Genomic DNA, 16,942 nt, shown 5'->3' with positions numbered 1-16,942 from the left:
TTACTAACCAGTCAGTCATTAAGAAGCAAGTCGCCTACTACTTTCTGCTAAGGTTGCATGATGCCGCACCAACTTCCTCACTCATCCAACTTCTTGGCGTTCAGCTTCGCTCTTGCAACCGCACTGGCCTTGTCCGCCTGCTCCAAATCCGAACCGCCTCAAGAGCCCGTCCGCGCCGTGAAGGTGATGTCGGTCGGCGTCGCAACGTTCCAGTCCGACCATGAATTCGCGGGCGAGGTCAAGCCCCGCGTCGAGTCCCGTCTCGGCTTTCGCGTGGCGGGCAAGATCGTCCGACGCCAGGCCGAACTCGGCCAGCACGTGAAAGCCGGCCAGGTGCTCGCGCAGCTCGACCCGCAGGACTATCGCCTCGCCGCCGACGCGGCCCGTGCGCAAGTGGCCGCAGCCGCGACGAACCGCGACCTCGCCGCCGCCGACTACAAGCGCTACGCGGCGCTCAAGGACCAGAATTTCATCAGCGGCGCCGAACTCGAGCGCCGCGACACCACGCTCAAGGCCGCGCAGGCGCAGCTCGACCAGGCGAAGGCACAGCTCTCGTCGCAGGGCAACCAGGCCGCCTACACGACCCTCGTGGCCGACGTGTCCGGCGTGATCACTTCGATCGACGCGGAACCCGGGCAGGTCGTCACTGCAGGCATGCCGATCGTGCGCATCGCGCAGGACGGCCCGCGTGACGTGCTCTTCGCCGTGCCGGAAGACAAGGTGGCGGCCATCAAGACCGGCTCCGAAGTGACGGTGCGCGGATGGGGCAAGGACGCCGAGCTCGCGGGGACGGTGCGCGAGGTGGGTGCGAGCGCGGACCCGGTGACGCGGACCTTCCCGGTCAAGGTCTCGCTGGCGGACACCGCAGCGCCGCCGGCCCTGGGTACCACCGTGTCGGTCGTGCCGCGCGCGCTCAGCATGGCGGGCGCACCGGTCATCAAGGTGCCCACCAGCGCGCTTCGCAAGGAAGGCGCGGGCACCGCGGTGTGGGTGCTCGACAAGCAGACCATGACCGTGAAGTCGCAGGCCGTGCAGATCGCCACCGCCGACGGCAACGACGCGGTGATCTCCTCGGGCCTGCAGCCCGGGATGCTGGTCGTGTCAGCCGGCGTGCACGTGCTGTCGCCGGGCCAGAAGGTGACGATCTACCAGGACCGGTCCGCGCAAGGCGCGGCCGTCGCCGCCGCTTCCGCCAACAAGTGAGGCGCGCATGAGCGACACGCACGACGACGCGCCGGCTCCCGGCTTCAATCTCTCCCGCTGGGCGCTGGAGCACAAGGCGCTCACGCTGTACCTGATGATCGCGCTGATGGTACTGGGCATCTCGGCCTACTTCCAGCTGGGGCAGGACGAGGACCCGCCGTTCACTTTCCGCGCGATGGTCGTGCGCACCTACTGGCCCGGCGCGACCGCGCAGCAGGTGGCCGAGCAGGTGACGGACAAAATCGAACGTACGCTGCAGGAAGCGCCGTACGCGGACAAGATCCGCAGCTATTCCAAGCCCGGCGAGTCGCAGATCATCTTCCAGATCAAGGATTCCTCGAAGCCCGGGGACGTCGCGAACGTCTGGTATACCGTGCGCAAGAAGATTGGCGACATGCGCTTCACGCTGCCCGGCGGCATCCAGGGCCCGTTCTTCAACGACGATTTCGGCGACGTGTACGGCGTGATCTACGCGCTCGAATCGGACGGCTTCAACTACTCCGAGATGAAGAACTTCGCGGACGACGTGCGCCAGCAGCTGCTGCGCGTACCCGACGTCGCGAAGGTGGAACTCTTCGGCGCGCAGGACGAGAAGCTCTACATCGAGATTTCGCAGAAGCGCCTGGCGCAGCTCGGCCTCGACTTCAACCAGGTGCTGGCCCAGCTCGGTCAGCAAAACGCGGTGGAGTCCGCCGGTGCGGTGCAGACGCCGCTCGATATCGTGCAGGTACGCGTGGCCGGCCAGTTCGAGGCGCCGGACGAGCTGCGCGCCATGCCGATCCGCGGCACCTCGGGCAGCCAGCTGAAGCTGGGCGACATCGCCGAGATCAAGCGCGGCTATGTGGATCCGCCGGTGGTGAAGGTGCGCCACCAGGGCAAGGAAGTGATTGCGCTGGGCGTGTCGATGGCCAAGGGCGGCGACATCATCCGCCTCGGGCATTCGCTCAAGGCGTCGTTCAACAAGATCCAGGACGGCCTGCCCGCGGGGGTGCAGCTCGTGCAGCTCCAGGACCAGCCGCGCGCGGTGGCGAGCTCGGTCAACGAATTCGTGCGCACGCTCGTCGAAGCCGTGGTGATCGTGCTGGCGGTGAGCTTCATCGCGCTCGGGCTGCACAAGCGCCCGGATGCCGCATCGCTGCCCGTGTGGAAGCGCTGGTACGTCGACATGAGGCCCGGCCTGGTCGTGGGCATCACGATCCCCCTGGTGCTCGCCGTCACCTTCCTCGCGATGGACTTCTGGGGCATCGGGCTGCACAAGATTTCGCTCGGCTCGCTCATCATCGCGCTCGGCCTGCTCGTGGACGACGCGATCATCGCGGTCGAGATGATGGTGCGCAAGATGGAGGAGGGCTACGACAAGGTCCGCGCCGCCACCTTCGCCTACGAGATCACCGCGATGCCCATGCTCACGGGTACGCTCATCACCGCGACGGGCTTCCTGCCCATCGGAATGGCGAAATCCACGGTCGGCGAATACACCTTCGCGATCTTCGCGGTGACGGTCGTCGCGCTGGTGCTCAGCTGGTTCGTTTCGGTGTACTTCGTGCCCTACCTGGGCAACGCGATCCTCAAGGCCAAGCCCGCGACGGGCGAGCACCACGAGCACTTCGACACGCCGTTCTACCGCAACTTCCGCAAGGTCGTGAACTGGTGCGTCGCGCATCGCTGGCTCACCATCGGCGCGACGCTCCTCATCTTCGCGCTCGGCATCGTCGGCATGGGGAAGGTGCAGCAGCAGTTCTTCCCCGATTCCAGCCGGCCGGAAGTCATGGTCGAGGTCTGGTTTCCGGAAGGCACCTCCTTCGCCGCGAATGAAAGCGTCACGCGCAGGGTGGAAGAGCGCCTGCGCCTTGAGTCCGGCGTGACCTCGGTCAGCACCTGGGTCGGTTCCGGCGTCCCCCGGTTCTACCTTCCGCTGGACCAGGTGTTCCCGCAGAGCAACGTCTCGCAATTCATCGTCATGCCTTCGGACCTGAAGGTGCGCGAAACCCTGCGCGTGAAGCTGCCGACCCTGCTGGCCCAGGAATTCCCCGAAGTGCGCGGCCGCGTGAAGCTGTTGCCCAACGGGCCGCCCGTGCCTTACCCGGTTCAGTTCCGTGTCGTCGGCGGTGACCCGGCGGCGCTGCGCGAGCGTGCCGAAGAGGTGAAGGCCGCGATGCGCGCAAGCCCGAACACGCGTGGCGTCAATGACAACTGGAACGAGTCGGTGAAGGTGCTCCGCCTGGAAGTCGACCAGAGCAAGGCGCGCGCGCTGGGGGTGACGAGCCAGTCGATCGCGCAGGCTTCCAAAACCATCCTTGCGGGCACCACGGTAGGCCAGTTCCGCGAGGGCGACAAGCTGATCGACATCGTGCTGCGCCAGCCGCTGGACGAGCGCAACGCGATCACCGATATCGCGAACGCCTACCTGCCCACGTCCTCGGGCAAGTCGATCCCGCTGACGCAGATCGCCAAGCCGGTGTTCACGTGGGAACCGGGCGTGATGTGGCGCGAAAACCGCGACTACGCCATCACCGTGCAGTCGGACATCGTCGAAGGCCTGCAGGGCGCCACCGTCACCAACGAACTGCTGCCGAAGCTCAAGGCGCTGGAAGCCAGGTGGCCCGTGGGCTACAAGATCCAGGTGGCCGGCGCGGTGGAGGAGAGCAGCAAAGGGACGGATTCGATCTCCGCCGGCGTCCCGATCATGGTGTTCATCATGCTCACGCTGCTGATGCTGCAGTTGCACAGCTTCTCCCGCACGATGCTCGTGCTGCTGACGGCGCCGCTGGGGCTGGCCGGGGTCGCCGGCGCGCTGCTGCTGCTGAACCGACCCTTCGGCTTCGTCGCGCTGCTCGGCTTCATCGCCCTGGCGGGGATGATCATGCGCAATTCAGTGATCCTGGTCGACCAGATCGAGCAGGACCGCGCCAAGGGCATTCCGGCCTGGGACGCCATCGTGGAATCGGCGGTGCGCCGCCTGCGCCCGATCGTGCTCACGGCCGCCGCGGCGGTCCTGGCGATGATTCCGCTGTCCCGCTCGGTGTTCTGGGGCCCCATGGCGGTGGCCATCATGGGCGGGCTGATCGTGGCGACGGTGTTGACCCTGCTGTCGCTGCCCGCGATGTACGCGGCCTGGTTTCGCGTGAAACGCCCGGAAGCTGCCCCCGCAGTCGCGTAAAATATCGGGTTGACCGGATTCGAGCGGGCTGCCGGGTTCTCCTGGCGGCCCGCTTTTCCCTTTCAAGCAGGCGCGCGGGTGGCGAAATTGGTAGACGCACCAGGTTTAGGTCCTGACGCCAGCAATGGTGTGGGGGTTCGAGTCCCCCCCCGCGCACCAAAGCCCATTTATCAAGAGAGAGCATCATGGCCGTGAACGTAGAAACCCTCGACAAGCTGGAGCGCAAGATCACCCTGACGCTGCCTGCCAGCGCCATCCAGTCCGAAGTCGACGCGCGCCTGCGCAAGATCGCCCGCAGCGCCAAGATGGACGGCTTCCGCCCGGGCAAGGTGCCGATGAAGGTCGTGGCCGAGCGCTACGGCTACTCGGTCCACTACGAGGTGATGAACGACAAGGTCGGCGAAGCCTTCGCCCAGGCCGCCAACGAGGCGAACCTGCGCGTCGCCGGCCAGCCCCGCATCACGGAAAAGGAACAGGCGCCGGAGGGTGAGCTCGCGTTCGACGCGGTGTTCGAGGTGTTCCCCGAGATCAAGCTGGGCGACCTCTCCAGCGCCGAGGTGGAGAAGTTTTCCGCCGAGGTGACGGACGACGCCATCGAGCGCACGGTCGAAATCCTGCGCAAGCAGCGCCGCACGTTCGCGCAGCGCCCGCAGGCCGAGGCCGCGCAGGACGGCGACCGCGTCACGGTGGACTTCGAGGGCAAGATCGACGGCGAGCCCTTCTCCGGCGGCAAGGCCGACGACTTCCAGTTCCTCGTCGGCGAAGGCCAGATGCTCAAGGAATTCGAGGAAGCCGTGCGCGGCATGAAGCAGGGCGAGAGCAAGACCTTCCCGCTCGCCTTCCCGGCCGACTATCACGGCAAGGACGTCGCCGGCAAGCAGGCCGACTTCATGGTCACCGTGAAGAAGATCGAATCCGCCAACCTGCCGGAAGTCAACGAAGCCTTCGCCAAGTCGCTGGGCATCCCCGACGCGACGGTCGAGGGCCTGCGCGGCGACATCCGCAAGAACCTCGAGCGCGAGGTCAAGTTCCGCCTGCTGGCCCGCAACAAGCAGGCCGCGATGGACGCGCTGGTCGGCCAGGCCGAGCTGGACCTGCCGAAGTCGAGCGTGCAGTCCGAAGTCGACCGCATGATCGAAGGCGCCCGCGCCGACCTGAAGCAGCGCGGCATCAAGGACGCCGACAAGGCGCCGATCCCCGACGACATCTTCCGCCCGCAAGCCGAGCGCCGCGTGCGCCTGGGCCTGGTCGTCGCCGAGCTGGTCCGCACGCAGGACCTGCGCGCCAAGCCCGAGCAGATCAAGGCCCACGTGGACGAGCTGGCCGCGAGCTACGAGAAGCCGGCCGAAGTGGTCCGCTGGTACTTCAGCGACCGCCAGCGGCTGGCCGAAGTCGAGGCGATCGTGATCGAGAACAACGTCACCGACTACATCCTGTCGAAGGCGAAGGTCACCGAGAAGGTGCTTTCGTTCGACGAACTCATGGGTGAACAGGCCAGCTGACGCCGGGGCGGACCGTGTCCGCCATCCCTGCCGTCATGACAGGCAAAGAGGGGCTTGCGGTCCGCGCCGCAGGCCCCATCTGCTTTTGGCGATAAAGTATCCCCACTGAAACCGGAGTTCCTTTCCCATGAGTGCACTTGAAACCCAGGCCCTCGGCATGGTGCCGATCGTCATCGAGCAGTCGGGCCGCGGCGAGCGCAGCTACGACATCTATTCGCGCCTGCTGCGCGAGCGCGTGATCTTCCTCGTGGGTCCCGTGAACGACCAGACGGCCAACCTCGTCGTGGCGCAGCTCCTGTTCCTGGAGAGCGAGAACCCCGACAAGGACATCTCGTTCTACATCAACTCGCCGGGCGGCAGCGTGAGCGCCGGCATGGCGATCTATGACACCATGAACTTCATCAAGCCCGACGTCTCCACCCTGTGCACCGGCATGGCCGCGAGCATGGGTGCGTTCCTGCTGGCGGCCGGCGCCAAGGGCAAGCGTTTTTCTCTGCCCAACTCGAAGGTCATGATCCACCAGGTGCTGGGCGGCGCCCAGGGCCAGGCGACGGACATCGAAATCCACGCGCGGGACATCCTCAAGACCAAGGACACGATGAACCGCATCCTGGCCGAGCGCACCGGGCAGCCGCTGGAGAAGGTCGCGCGCGATACCGAGCGCGACTACTTCCTCGACGCCGAGGAGGCGAGGGCCTATGGCCTCGTCGACCAGGTGATCGCCAAGCGTCCGTAACCTGCGCGGTTGCACCGCAACAAACGGCGCTCCCAGACGGGGCGCCGTTGTTTTTTTCACAGGTCCAGGACCTCGCGGGCGCCCCGGCGCCTGCTCAGCCATGGCGGCCTGCCGTCTTTGGTTATCATTCAAACTCAAGTCACAAGGTAGATGTAATGGCCGAGAAAAAAGGCTCATCCAGCGAAAAAACCCTTTACTGCTCGTTCTGCGGCAAGAGCCAGCACGAGGTGAAGAAGCTGATCGCCGGGCCTTCGGTCTTCATCTGCGACGAGTGCATCGATCTTTGCAACGAGATCATCCGCGACGAGCTGCCGATGGGGGACGAAACGCGCGAGGCGCGCGGCGACCTGCCCACCCCCAGCGAGATCAAGGCCAACCTGGACAACTACGTGATCGGGCAGGAGCCCGCGAAGCGTTCGCTGTCCGTGGCCGTCTACAACCACTACAAGCGCCTTCGCCACAAGGAAAAGGCCAAGAAGGACGAAGTCGAGCTCACCAAGAGCAACATCCTCCTGATCGGCCCCACCGGCTCCGGCAAGACGCTGCTCGCGCAGACGCTGGCGCGCATGCTGGACGTGCCTTTCGTGATGGCGGACGCCACCACGCTGACGGAAGCCGGCTATGTGGGCGAGGACGTCGAGAACATCATCCAGAAGCTGCTGCAAAGCTGCAACTACGAAGTCGAGCGCGCGCAGCGCGGCATCGTCTACATCGACGAGATCGACAAGATCTCCCGCAAGTCCGACAACCCCTCGATCACGCGCGACGTGTCGGGCGAGGGCGTGCAGCAGGCGCTCCTGAAGCTGATCGAAGGCACCATGGCCAGCGTGCCGCCGCAGGGCGGGCGCAAGCATCCCAACCAGGACTTCCTGCAGATCGACACGACCAACATCCTGTTCATCTGCGGCGGCGCTTTCGCCGGCCTCGAGAAGGTGATCGAGCAGCGCACCGAATCGTCGGGCATCGGCTTCGGCGCGGCGGTAAAGAGCAAGGCCCAGCGCAGCCTCACCGACGTGTTCCGCGAAGTCGAGCCGGAAGACCTGATCAAATTCGGCCTCATCCCCGAACTCGTCGGCCGCATGCCGGTCGTCGCGACGCTGGCCGAGCTGAGCGAAGAAGCCCTGGTGCGCATCCTGACCGAGCCCAAGAACGCGCTGGTGAAGCAGTACGGCAAGCTCCTCGCCATGGAAGGCGTGGACCTCGAGATCCGCCCGAACGCTCTGCGCGCCATCGCCAAGAAGGCGCTCGCGCGCAAGACCGGCGCCCGGGGCCTGCGCTCCATCCTGGAGCAGTCGCTCATCGACACGATGTTCGAATTGCCCAACACCGCCAACGTCGACAAGGTGGTCGTCGACGAGTCGACGATCGAGGAGAACAAGCCTCCGCTCCTCGTCTATCGCGAAGCGGCCAAGAAGGCTTGAGGTTTTCTAGCCTCTTCGGACTACGGGGGCGCGGCTTGCATCAATTTTTTGCCGCTGGTTGCCCCCAAGGTCCCGCCGACGGGTTGAAAATGCACCCGCCCGGTCCATATTCGACTGGTAGAACAAAGGATCTTCATGTCCGGACATATTCCCCTGCCAGCTGACCCGATCGACCTGCCGCTGCTTCCGCTGCGCGACGTCGTCGTCTTCCCGCACATGGTCATTCCGCTCTTCGTGGGCCGCCCGAAGAGCATCAAGGCGCTGGAAGCCGCCATGGAGGCCGAGCGCCGCATCATGCTGGTCGCCCAGAAGGCCGCCGCGAAGGACGAGCCTGCCGTCACCGACATGTTCGAGGTCGGCTGCGTCTCCACCATCCTGCAGATGCTGAAGCTCCCCGACGGTACCGTGAAGGTCCTGGTCGAAGGCCAGCAGCGCGCGCGTGTCAACCGCATCGAAGACGGCGAAGCGCACTTCACCGCCAACGTGACCCCGGTGGTCGGAGAAAAGGACGTCAAGTCCAGCGAGATCGAGGCGCTGCGCCGCGCCGTGATGCAGCAGTTCGACCAGTACGTCAAACTCAACAAGAAGATCCCGCCCGAGATCCTCACCTCCATCTCCAGCATCGACGATCCGGGCCGCCTGGCCGACACGATCGCCGCGCACCTGCCGCTCAAGCTCGACAACAAGCAGGTCGTGCTCGACCTTGCCGACGTGAAGGGCCGGCTCGAGAACCTCTTCGAGCAGATCGAGCGCGAGGTCGACATCCTGAACGTCGACAAGAAGATCCGCGGCCGCGTGAAGCGCCAGATGGAAAAGAACCAGCGCGATTTCTACCTCAACGAGCAGGTCAAGGCCATCCAGAAGGAGCTCGGCGAGGGCGAAGAGGGCGCGGACATCGAAGAGATCGAAAAGAAGATCAAGGCCGCGAAGATGCCCAAGGAGGCCAGAAAGAAGGCCGACGCGGAACTCAAGAAGCTCAAGCTGATGTCGCCCATGTCCGCCGAGGCGACCGTGGTGCGCAACTACATCGAGGTGCTCACGGGCCTGCCGTGGGCCAAGAAGACCAAGATCAAGCACGACCTCGGCCACGCCGAAGACGTGCTGAACTCCGACCACTACGGCCTGGACAAGGTCAAGGACCGCATCCTGGAATACCTCGCGGTGCAGCAGCGCGTGGACAAGGTGAAGGCGCCCATCCTGTGCCTCGTCGGCCCCCCGGGCGTCGGCAAGACCTCGCTGGGGCAGTCGATCGCCAAGGCGACCGGCCGCAAGTACGTGCGCATGGCCCTGGGCGGCATGCGCGACGAGGCGGAGATCCGCGGGCATCGCCGCACCTATATCGGCGCACTGCCGGGCAAGGTGCTGTCCAACCTCAACAAGGCCGGTACGCGCAACCCGCTGTTCCTGCTCGACGAGATCGACAAGCTCGGCACGGACTTCCGCGGCGACCCGTCGAGCGCGCTGCTCGAAGTGCTGGACCCGGAGCAGAACCACAAGTTCGGCGACCACTACGTCGAGGTCGACTTCGACCTGTCGGACGTGATGTTCGTCGCGACCTCCAACTCGATGAACATCCCGCCGGCCCTGCTGGACCGCATGGAAGTCATCCGCCTCTCGGGCTACACCGAGGACGAGAAGACCAACATCGCGATCAAGTATCTGCTGCCCAAGCAGATGGCCAACAACGGCGTGAAGGAAAGCGAGTTGCTGGTGACGGAAGACGCCGTGCGCGACGTCATTCGCTACTACACGCGAGAAGCCGGCGTGCGTTCGCTCGAGCGCGACCTGGGCAAGATCTGCCGCAAGGTGGTCAAGGGCCTGCTGCTGAAGAAATACACGCCGCAGGTGGTCGTGAATGCCGAGAACCTCAACGAATTCCTGGGCGTTCGCAAGCACACTTACGGGCGCGCCGAGAACCAGAACCAGGTGGGCCAGGTGGTCGGCCTCGCATGGACCGAAGTCGGCGGCGACCTGCTGACGATCGAAGCCGCGCTGATGCCGGGCAAGGGCGTCATCACCACGACGGGCTCGCTCGGCGACGTGATGAAGGAATCCGTGTCCGCGGCGCGCACCGTGGTGCGCAGCCGCGCGAAACGCCTGGGCATCGCCGATGAAGTGTTCGAGAAGAAGGACATGCACATCCACGTGCCCGATGGCGCGACGCCGAAGGACGGCCCGAGCGCGGGCGCCGCGATGACGACCGCCATCGTGTCGGCGCTCACCGGCATCCCGGTGCGCGGCGACGTCGCGATGACGGGCGAGATCACCCTGCGCGGTGAAGTCACCGCCATCGGCGGCCTGAAAGAAAAGCTGCTGGCCGCGCTGCGCGGCGGCATCAAGACGGTGCTCATCCCCGAGGAGAACACCAAGGACCTGCAGGACATCCCGGACAACGTGAAGAGCGGCCTGGAAATCATCCCGGTGAAGTGGATCGACAAGGTGCTGGAGGTGGCGCTCGAGCGCCACCCCACGCCTCTCGCCGAAGACGATGCGGTGGTGGCGGCAGCCATCCCCACGAAGCCGGATGTCTCGCAACCGAAATCCGTGAAGCACTGAAAAACGCAGTTGAAAACCGGGCCAAAAAATGCGCTATAATTCGAGGCTCGAAACGCGGGAATAGCTCAGTTGGTAGAGCGCAACCTTGCCAAGGTTGAGGTCGAGAGTTCGAGACTCTTTTCCCGCTCCATATTTCGAAAAAGGGAAGCCCAGGCTTCCCTTTTTTCTGGGTCACTGGCGCGATAGCAAAGCGGTTATGCAGCGGATTGCAAATCCGTTTAGCTCGGTTCGACTCCGGGTCGCGCCTCCAGTCAAAAGCAGCCCCGCCAACTTTGTTGCCCCGGGGCTGCTTCGTTTTTTGTTCCACAATGCCATCGGGGGCCTCGATGGTGAAATTGGTAGACACAGCGGACTTAAAATCCGCCGCTTGCTTCACGGCAGCGTGCCGGTTCGATTCCGGCTCGGGGCACCAGAAAGAGAACTCGGGTACACGCATGTCCAGCTACAACGCTCCCTTCGAAATCCATGTCCACGGCGACGTGCCCCTGCGCCCGGAAGTCACCTACAACGATCTGCAGGAGGCGCTGAAGCCCCTGTGGAAGTACGCGGGCGCCAAATCGCTGGCCTCCGCGGCCGAGAGCACCTACGAGGAAGAGCCCGGCATCAAGTTCGACGCCGCGGAGCACCTGCTGCAGATGTGCTGGACGATCCCCGGTGACGAGGATTTCCGCCAATCGCTCGACGAGATGTGCATGAGCCTGAACGACCTGGCGGAGCAGGGCGCCGCGATCGAAGTGACTTTCTACGACGCTGAATTCGACGACGAGGAAGATGCGCCGGAGGGCGAGGCGCGCGACGACTTCATCATGCTCTTCGTCGGCCCCAATCCCGCGGCGATCATGCAGGTCCAGCGCGACCTGCTCGTCGAGGACGTCGTGAACCTGATGGAGCGCCATTTCGACGGTTCGGAGCTGAGCGGCGTGGTCGCGGAAATCGACAAGCTCTTCTCCCAGCGCTTCGACGCGCTGGTGAATTCGCTGGAAATCGGCAAGCCACCGCGCGGAAGCGGCGGGCCGGGACACGGCGGCGGGCGCCGCCCCCGGCATTTGCACTGAGGTGAGAACGCGGCCACGAGGCCGCGTCCCTTTTGGAGGAGTCGTAAGTGGCGCTGTTTTCCCAGGATGCCCTGAACCCCGGCGTGCGCAAGCGCAAAGTCTTCGGCTGGGCGATGTACGACTTCGCCAATTCCGGCTACACCACGGTCGTCATCACCGCCGTGTTCGCGGCCTACTTCGTCGGCGGCATCGCGCAGAAGGCCGAATGGGCGACTTTCGCGTGGACGGCGGCGCTCAGCGTCTCCTACGCCATCGTCATGTTCACGATGCCCAGCATCGGCGCCTACGCCGACCTGCGCGCGGCCAAGAAGAAGCTGCTGGCGATCTTCACGGCCTGCTGCGTGCTGTCCACCGCGGCGCTGGCGCTCGCCGGCCCCGGCAGTGTGGCTCTGGCCATCTTCCTCATCGTCGTCTCCAACACCTTCTATTCCTATGGGGAGTCGCTCACGGCGGCCTTCCTGCCCGAACTCGCGCGGCCAGACGCACTCGGCAAGGTGAGCGGCTGGGGCTGGAGCTTCGGGTACTTCGGGGGCATGCTCGCGCTCGGGCTGTGCCTCGGCTACGTGATCTGGGCGCAGGGCCACGGCATCAAGGCGGAAAGCTTCGTGCCCGTGACGATGCTCATCACCGCCGTGCTTTATGGCGCGGCCGCGCTCGTCACCTTCTGGCTGCTTCGTGAACGCGCGCAACCCAACCCGCAGGCGCTGCGCCAGGGTGGGCTCAAGGCGTCGTTGCAGCAACTGCATGCCACGTTTCGCCAGGCGAGGCAGTTCTGGGACTTCATGTGGCTCCTGCTGTGCGCCGTGTTCTACCAGGGCGGCGTCGCCGTGGCGATCACGCTGGCCGCGATCTACGCGGAGACCGAGATCGGCTTCAAGCAGCAGGAGACGATGGTGCTGATCTTCGTCCTGAATCTCGCGGCCGCGGGCGGCGCCTTCGCATGGGGCTACCTGCAGGACCGCATCGGCCACAAGATCGCGCTGGGCAGCACGCTCGTGGGCTGGATCGCGACCTGCGTGATCGCCGCCATCACCACGACCAAGGGAGGCTTCTGGTGGGCGGCCGCCATCGCCGGGCTCTGCATGGGGTCCAGCCAGTCGGCCGGCCGCGCGCTCGCCGGCATGTTCGCGCCGGCGCAGCAACTCGCCGAGTTCTACGGGCTGTGGACCTTCGCGATCCGCCTCGCGAGCATCATCGGCCCGCTCAGCTACGGCGCCATTGCCTGGGCGACCGGCGGCAACCAGCGGCTGGCGATCCTGTCGACGACGGTGCTTTTCATCGCCGGGCTGGCACTGCTGGTGCCGGTGAACGTTGCGCGAGGCCGCGCGGCGGCGCTCGCGGCCGGCGGGGACGCCGCCTAGGCGCCCTTGCGCTCGAGCGCGCGCTGCACGGTGGCCTGCAGCTGGTTGCGCATCACCTTGCCCATCTCGTTGCGCTGGATCTTGTCGATGCGCGCGATGGAGATCTTCGGCAGGCGCGGGAAGGCCTTGGTGTACGCCTGCTGCAGCGGTTCATCCGCGAAGCCGTCGCCCGGCACGATCGCCACCCACGGCCGCTGGCGGTCCTCTTCGCCGAGCGCGAACACCGCCATGTCCTGGATACCCGGGCAGGCGGACAACGCCTGTTCGATGAGCTCCGGCGCGATCTTCACGCCGCCCAGGTTCATCAGCTCGCGGGTGCGGCCCAGGATCGTGAGGCCGCCGCCCTGCGCATCGAACATGCCGGCGTCGCCCGGGTAGAACCAGCCGTCGCGGTAGGCCTCGTCGGTCACGCCGGGCTCGTCGGCATAGCCGTCGACCATGCCTTCGGCGCGCATACGCATCTCGCCCATCGTGCCATGCGGCACCTGGTTTCCCTGCTCATCGACGATCTGCACTTCGGCCGTGGACAGCACATAGCCGATGAAGCCGGGCCGCTCTTCCGCAAGTGATGCATGCGTGACCGCGATGCCGCCGGCTTCCGTCGAGCCGTACATGACGAAGAGCGACTGCGACAGGCGCAGGCGCGCGGCGCGGCTGAGGGCGGGCGGCAGCGTGCTGCCCGCCACGAAGATCTGCGGCTGCTGCCAAGGCCAGTAGTCCTTCGGGAGCGCATCCATCAGGGCGGAAAGCTGGCCCGTGGACAGCATCAGGACATTGGCCCGGTGCAGCAGCAGGTCGGACATCGGCTGCTCCGGCGCGAACGAGGCCAGCACCACGGTGCCGCCACCCGACCAGCAGGCGATGAGCATCATGAAGCCGCCGATGGTGGCGGTGCCCATGGTCGTGAGCAGGCGCGCCGTGGTGTTCAGGCCGTGCATACGCGCGGTGCCGCGGATGCGGTCGCGGATGTCGCCGTAGGAGAGGATGGCCTTTTTCGGCGTGCCGGTCGTGCCCGAGGACACGACCATGCGGCAGGGCGCGCTGCGTTCGAAGCGGGTGTCTTCGAAGGGCGGCAGTGCGTCGGCGTCGGGCCCCAGCCAGCGCGCGCCCGCTTCGATCGCGTCGCGCCCCGGCAGGGCGGCCGGACGGTCGCTCACGACGCGCTGCACCTTGAGGAAGTCGAGCTCGCGGGCGGATTCGGTCACGGATACCGACACGACGCCCATGCGCGCGAGCCCGAGGATGACGAGCCAGCGCAGGTACTGCTGGTGCACGTGCACCGCGACCCGGCTGCCCGGCACGAGGTTCGCGCCGCGCAGGTGCCGCGTCACTTTCTCGACGTCGGCGCAGAAGGTTCGGTAAGTGATCTCGCGGCCATCGACGCTCACGGCGATGGCGTTGGGATTCAGGCGGGACTGGAAGAGGATGCCTTCGTAGACCGAAGGAATGAGATTGGGACTGGACATCGCGGGCGTTATACAGAAATCACAGCCACCGGTCCACTGCGGCGCGCAGGGCGGGCAGAGAGCCGGTGGCATCGAGGCTCAGCATTGCGGCCCCTGCCGTGCGCAGCAGGCCGGCTTCGCCCAGCAGCCGGCGCGTCTGACGCGCCACCGGTTGCCCCGTATCGATGAGCTTCACCTGCGGGCCGCAAACGGACGCGAGCTCGCGCGTTGCGAACGGGTAGTGCGTGCAGCCGAGGACCAGCACATCGGTCTGTCCCTCTTGTGTCCCGAACGGGCCGACCGCCTGTGCATATTGCGCGCACTGGCGCGCGATCCTGTCCGCGTCCTGCGCTTCAATCGCGTCCGCCAGGCCATCGCATGGCTGCAGGCTGAAGGTAGCCTGCCCGGCGAGCGATGCGTGCAGCTGCCTGAACTTTGCGCTGCCGAGGGTGCCCCGCGTGGCAAGCACGCCGATGCGGCCGGTGCGGCTGGCCGCCACGGCAGGCTTGAGCGCGGGCTCGACACCGACCACCGGCAGGTCCGCGTGTTCCGCACGCACCACGTGCACCGCGGCGGCCGTCGCGGTGTTGCATGCGATGACGAGCGCCTTGACGGCATGCGCCGCGCGCAGGCGCTCCACCACGGCGCGAGTGCGGTCCACCACGTAGGCATCGCCACGCTCGCCGTACGGCGCATGCGCCGTATCGGCGAAATAGACGAAGTCTTCGTGCGGCAGCTCGGCGCGCAGCGCCTTCAGGACGCTCAGCCCGCCGATGCCGCTGTCGAAGACGCCGATCAAGCCGCCGCGACCGGGATGCTCTTGAACTGCCCGGTGGCGATCTTCTTTTGCCACTCGGCGGGGCCGGTGGTGTGCGCGCTGACGCCGCCCGCATCCACGGCCACGGTGACGGGCATGTCCACCACGTCGAATTCGTAGATCGCTTCCATGCCGAGGTCGGCGAAGCCGATCACCTTCGCGGTCTTGATCGCCTTGGACACGAGGTAGGCCGCGCCGCCCACCGCCATCAGGTAGGCACTTTTGTGCTGCTTGATGGACGCGATGGTCTCCGGCCCGCGCTCGGCCTTGCCGATCATCGCGATGAGCCCGGTCTGCCCGAGCATCATGTCCGTCCACTTGTCCATGCGGGTCGAGGTGGTGGGGCCCGCGGGGCCGACGGCCTCGCCCTTCACCGGATCCACCGGGCCGACGTAATAGATCACGCGGTTCGCGAAATCCACCGGCAGCTTCTCGCCCCTGGCGAGCATGTCCTGGATGCGCTTGTGCGCGGCGTCGCGGCCGGTGAGCATCTTGCCGTTCAGCAGCAGCGTGTCGCCGGCCTTCCAGCTCGCGACCTCTTCCTTCGTGAGCGTGTCGAGGTTCACACGGCGGCTCTTCGTTGCATCGGGCTTCCACTGCACGTCCGGCCACAGGTCCAGCGACGGCGCGTCGAGGTACACCGGGCCGGAGCCGTCCAGCACGAAGTGCGCGTGGCGCGTCGCGGCGCAGTTGGGAATCATCGCGACGGGCTTGCCCGCGGCGTGGGTCGGGTACATCTTGATCTTGATGTCGAGCACGGTCGTGAGGCCGCCCAGGCCCTGCGCGCCGATGCCCAGCGCGTTGACCTTCTCGTACAGCTCGAGGCGCATCTCTTCCAGCTTGTTCTTCGGGCCGCGCGCGAGGAGCTCGTACATGTCGATGTCGTCCATCAGCGATTCCTTGGCGAGCAGCATCGCCTTCTCCGCGGTGCCGCCGATGCCGATGCCCAGCATGCCGGGCGGGCACCAGCCCGCGCCCATCGTAGGCACGGTCTTGAGCACCCAGTCGACGATGGAGTCGCTCGGGTTCAGCATCGCGAGCTTGCTCTTGTTCTCGCTGCCGCCGCCCTTGGCCGCGACGGTGATGTCGACCTTGTTGCCGGGCACGAGCTCCGTGAAGATCACCGCAGGCGTGTTGTCCGTGGTGTTCCTGCGGTCGAACTGCGGGTCCGCGACCATGGAGGCGCGCAGCGTGTTGTCCGGATGGTTGTAGCCGCGGCGCACGCCTTCGTTGACGGCGTCTTCCAGGCTGCCGGAGAAGCCTTCGAGCCGCACGTCCATACCGACCTTGAGGAACACGTTGACCACGCCGGTGTCCTGGCAGATCGGCCGGTGGCCCGTGGCGCTCATCTTGCTGTTGGTGAGGATCTGCGCGATCGCGTCCTTGGCCGGCGCCGACTGCTCGCGTTCGTAGGCGCGGGCGAGGTGGGCGATGAAATCGGCGGGGTGGTAGTAGGAGATGTACTGCAGCGCGCCGGCGATCGATTCGATCAGGTCGCCGGCCTTGATGGTGGTCGTCATGGTCTTGCGGAAGGGGGGTAAGGATGAGCTCCGCCGATTATCCCAGACGGGTCGGCGGCCCTTTCCAGAGGAGGGCGTGCGCCCTTTGCCTTGCCGCCCAAGCAGGAGCAGAATCCCTTTCCCCGCCGGCGCGAGGGGAATGCTCGGTTGAAGCGCCTATCCAAGG

Annotated in this window: 11 protein-coding genes and 4 tRNA genes; 12 read left to right on the top strand and 3 right to left on the bottom strand. The window is 66.0% G+C overall.

Translation table 11 applies throughout. The features are described 5' to 3' along the window. Positions 1-60 precede the first annotated feature (60 nt). The 12 genes from I5803_RS05515 to I5803_RS05460 all read left to right on the top strand — a co-directional run bounded on the left by I5803_RS05515 (position 61) and on the right by I5803_RS05460 (position 12,994). On the top strand, positions 61-1,203 hold the full coding sequence (locus I5803_RS05515) for an efflux RND transporter periplasmic adaptor subunit (protein WP_196985387.1): 1,143 nt from the start codon (positions 61-63) through the stop codon (positions 1,201-1,203). 7 nt (positions 1,204-1,210) lie between these two features. Further along, complete coding sequence (locus tag I5803_RS05510; protein ID WP_196985386.1) at positions 1,211-4,363, top strand: efflux RND transporter permease subunit; 3,153 nt, start codon at positions 1,211-1,213, stop codon at positions 4,361-4,363. Positions 4,364-4,435: 72 nt separating this feature from the next. Continuing rightward, positions 4,436-4,522: transfer RNA gene (locus I5803_RS05505), tRNA-Leu, on the top strand. Between the two features lie 26 nt (positions 4,523-4,548). Beyond that, positions 4,549-5,865 carry a trigger factor gene (tig, locus tag I5803_RS05500; RefSeq protein WP_196985385.1) on the top strand — a complete coding sequence of 439 codons (1,317 nt, stop codon included), beginning with the start codon at positions 4,549-4,551 and terminating at the stop codon, positions 5,863-5,865. 127 nt (positions 5,866-5,992) lie between these two features. Beyond that, positions 5,993-6,601: an ATP-dependent Clp endopeptidase proteolytic subunit ClpP gene (gene clpP, locus I5803_RS05495; RefSeq protein ID WP_196985384.1), complete on the top strand. Its 609-nt coding sequence runs from the start codon at positions 5,993-5,995 to the stop codon at positions 6,599-6,601. 155 nt (positions 6,602-6,756) lie between these two features. After that, positions 6,757-8,022: an ATP-dependent Clp protease ATP-binding subunit ClpX gene (clpX, locus tag I5803_RS05490; protein ID WP_196985383.1), complete on the top strand. Its 1,266-nt coding sequence runs from the start codon at positions 6,757-6,759 to the stop codon at positions 8,020-8,022. Between the two features lie 135 nt (positions 8,023-8,157). Further along, entirely contained in the window at positions 8,158-10,578 is a 2,421-nt protein-coding gene (gene lon, locus I5803_RS05485; protein WP_196985382.1) for an endopeptidase La, read from the top strand. Positions 10,579-10,632: 54 nt separating this feature from the next. After that, positions 10,633-10,708, top strand: a tRNA-Gly gene (locus tag I5803_RS05480). A 46-nt stretch (positions 10,709-10,754) separates the two neighbouring features. Beyond that, a tRNA-Cys gene (locus I5803_RS05475) sits at positions 10,755-10,828 on the top strand. Positions 10,829-10,898: 70 nt separating this feature from the next. After that, positions 10,899-10,990: transfer RNA gene (locus tag I5803_RS05470), tRNA-Leu, on the top strand. A gap of 22 nt (positions 10,991-11,012) precedes the next feature. Then, positions 11,013-11,633 carry a DUF6806 family protein gene (locus I5803_RS05465; RefSeq protein ID WP_196985381.1) on the top strand — a complete coding sequence of 207 codons (621 nt, stop codon included), beginning with the start codon at positions 11,013-11,015 and terminating at the stop codon, positions 11,631-11,633. Positions 11,634-11,680: 47 nt separating this feature from the next. Continuing rightward, complete coding sequence (locus tag I5803_RS05460; RefSeq protein WP_196985380.1) at positions 11,681-12,994, top strand: MFS transporter; 1,314 nt, start codon at positions 11,681-11,683, stop codon at positions 12,992-12,994. Here I5803_RS05460 and I5803_RS05455 read toward each other — a convergent pair. From I5803_RS05455 to I5803_RS05445, 3 genes are read right to left on the bottom strand one after another with little or no spacing between them, the layout of a single operon-like run. Next, positions 12,991-14,460 carry a class I adenylate-forming enzyme family protein gene (locus I5803_RS05455; protein WP_196985379.1) on the bottom strand — a complete coding sequence of 490 codons (1,470 nt, stop codon included), beginning with the start codon at positions 14,458-14,460 and terminating at the stop codon, positions 12,991-12,993. The genes I5803_RS05460 and I5803_RS05455 overlap by 4 nt on opposite strands. 19 nt (positions 14,461-14,479) lie before the next feature. Then, positions 14,480-15,238 carry a glutamate racemase gene (murI, locus tag I5803_RS05450; RefSeq protein ID WP_196985378.1) on the bottom strand — a complete coding sequence of 253 codons (759 nt, stop codon included), beginning with the start codon at positions 15,236-15,238 and terminating at the stop codon, positions 14,480-14,482. Beyond that, positions 15,235-16,776 carry a fumarate hydratase gene (locus I5803_RS05445; protein ID WP_196985377.1) on the bottom strand — a complete coding sequence of 514 codons (1,542 nt, stop codon included), beginning with the start codon at positions 16,774-16,776 and terminating at the stop codon, positions 15,235-15,237. The genes murI and I5803_RS05445 overlap by 4 nt, the downstream gene beginning before the upstream one ends. Positions 16,777-16,942 lie beyond the last annotated feature (166 nt).

Origin of the sequence: Caenimonas aquaedulcis (assembly GCF_015831345.1) — a bacterium.
Lineage (GTDB): Bacteria > Pseudomonadota > Gammaproteobacteria > Burkholderiales > Burkholderiaceae_C > Ramlibacter > Ramlibacter aquaedulcis.
This window is presented reverse-complemented; position numbering and strand designations above follow the sequence as displayed.

Excerpts from the sequence above, each read along its gene's own strand:
- I5803_RS05515 (WP_196985387.1), top strand. The coding sequence starts at position 61 with ATGCCGCACCAACTTCCTCACTCATCCAACTTCTTGGCGTTCAGCTTC.
- I5803_RS05510 (WP_196985386.1), top strand. The coding sequence starts at position 1,211 with ATGAGCGACACGCACGACGACGCGCCGGCTCCCGGCTTCAATCTCTCC.
- tig (WP_196985385.1), top strand. The coding sequence starts at position 4,549 with ATGGCCGTGAACGTAGAAACCCTCGACAAGCTGGAGCGCAAGATCACC.
- clpP (WP_196985384.1), top strand. The coding sequence starts at position 5,993 with ATGAGTGCACTTGAAACCCAGGCCCTCGGCATGGTGCCGATCGTCATC.
- clpX (WP_196985383.1), top strand. The coding sequence starts at position 6,757 with ATGGCCGAGAAAAAAGGCTCATCCAGCGAAAAAACCCTTTACTGCTCG.
- lon (WP_196985382.1), top strand. The coding sequence starts at position 8,158 with ATGTCCGGACATATTCCCCTGCCAGCTGACCCGATCGACCTGCCGCTG.
- I5803_RS05465 (WP_196985381.1), top strand. The coding sequence starts at position 11,013 with ATGTCCAGCTACAACGCTCCCTTCGAAATCCATGTCCACGGCGACGTG.
- I5803_RS05455 (WP_196985379.1), bottom strand. The coding sequence starts at position 14,460 with ATGTCCAGTCCCAATCTCATTCCTTCGGTCTACGAAGGCATCCTCTTC.
- I5803_RS05445 (WP_196985377.1), bottom strand. The coding sequence starts at position 16,776 with ATGACGACCACCATCAAGGCCGGCGACCTGATCGAATCGATCGCCGGC.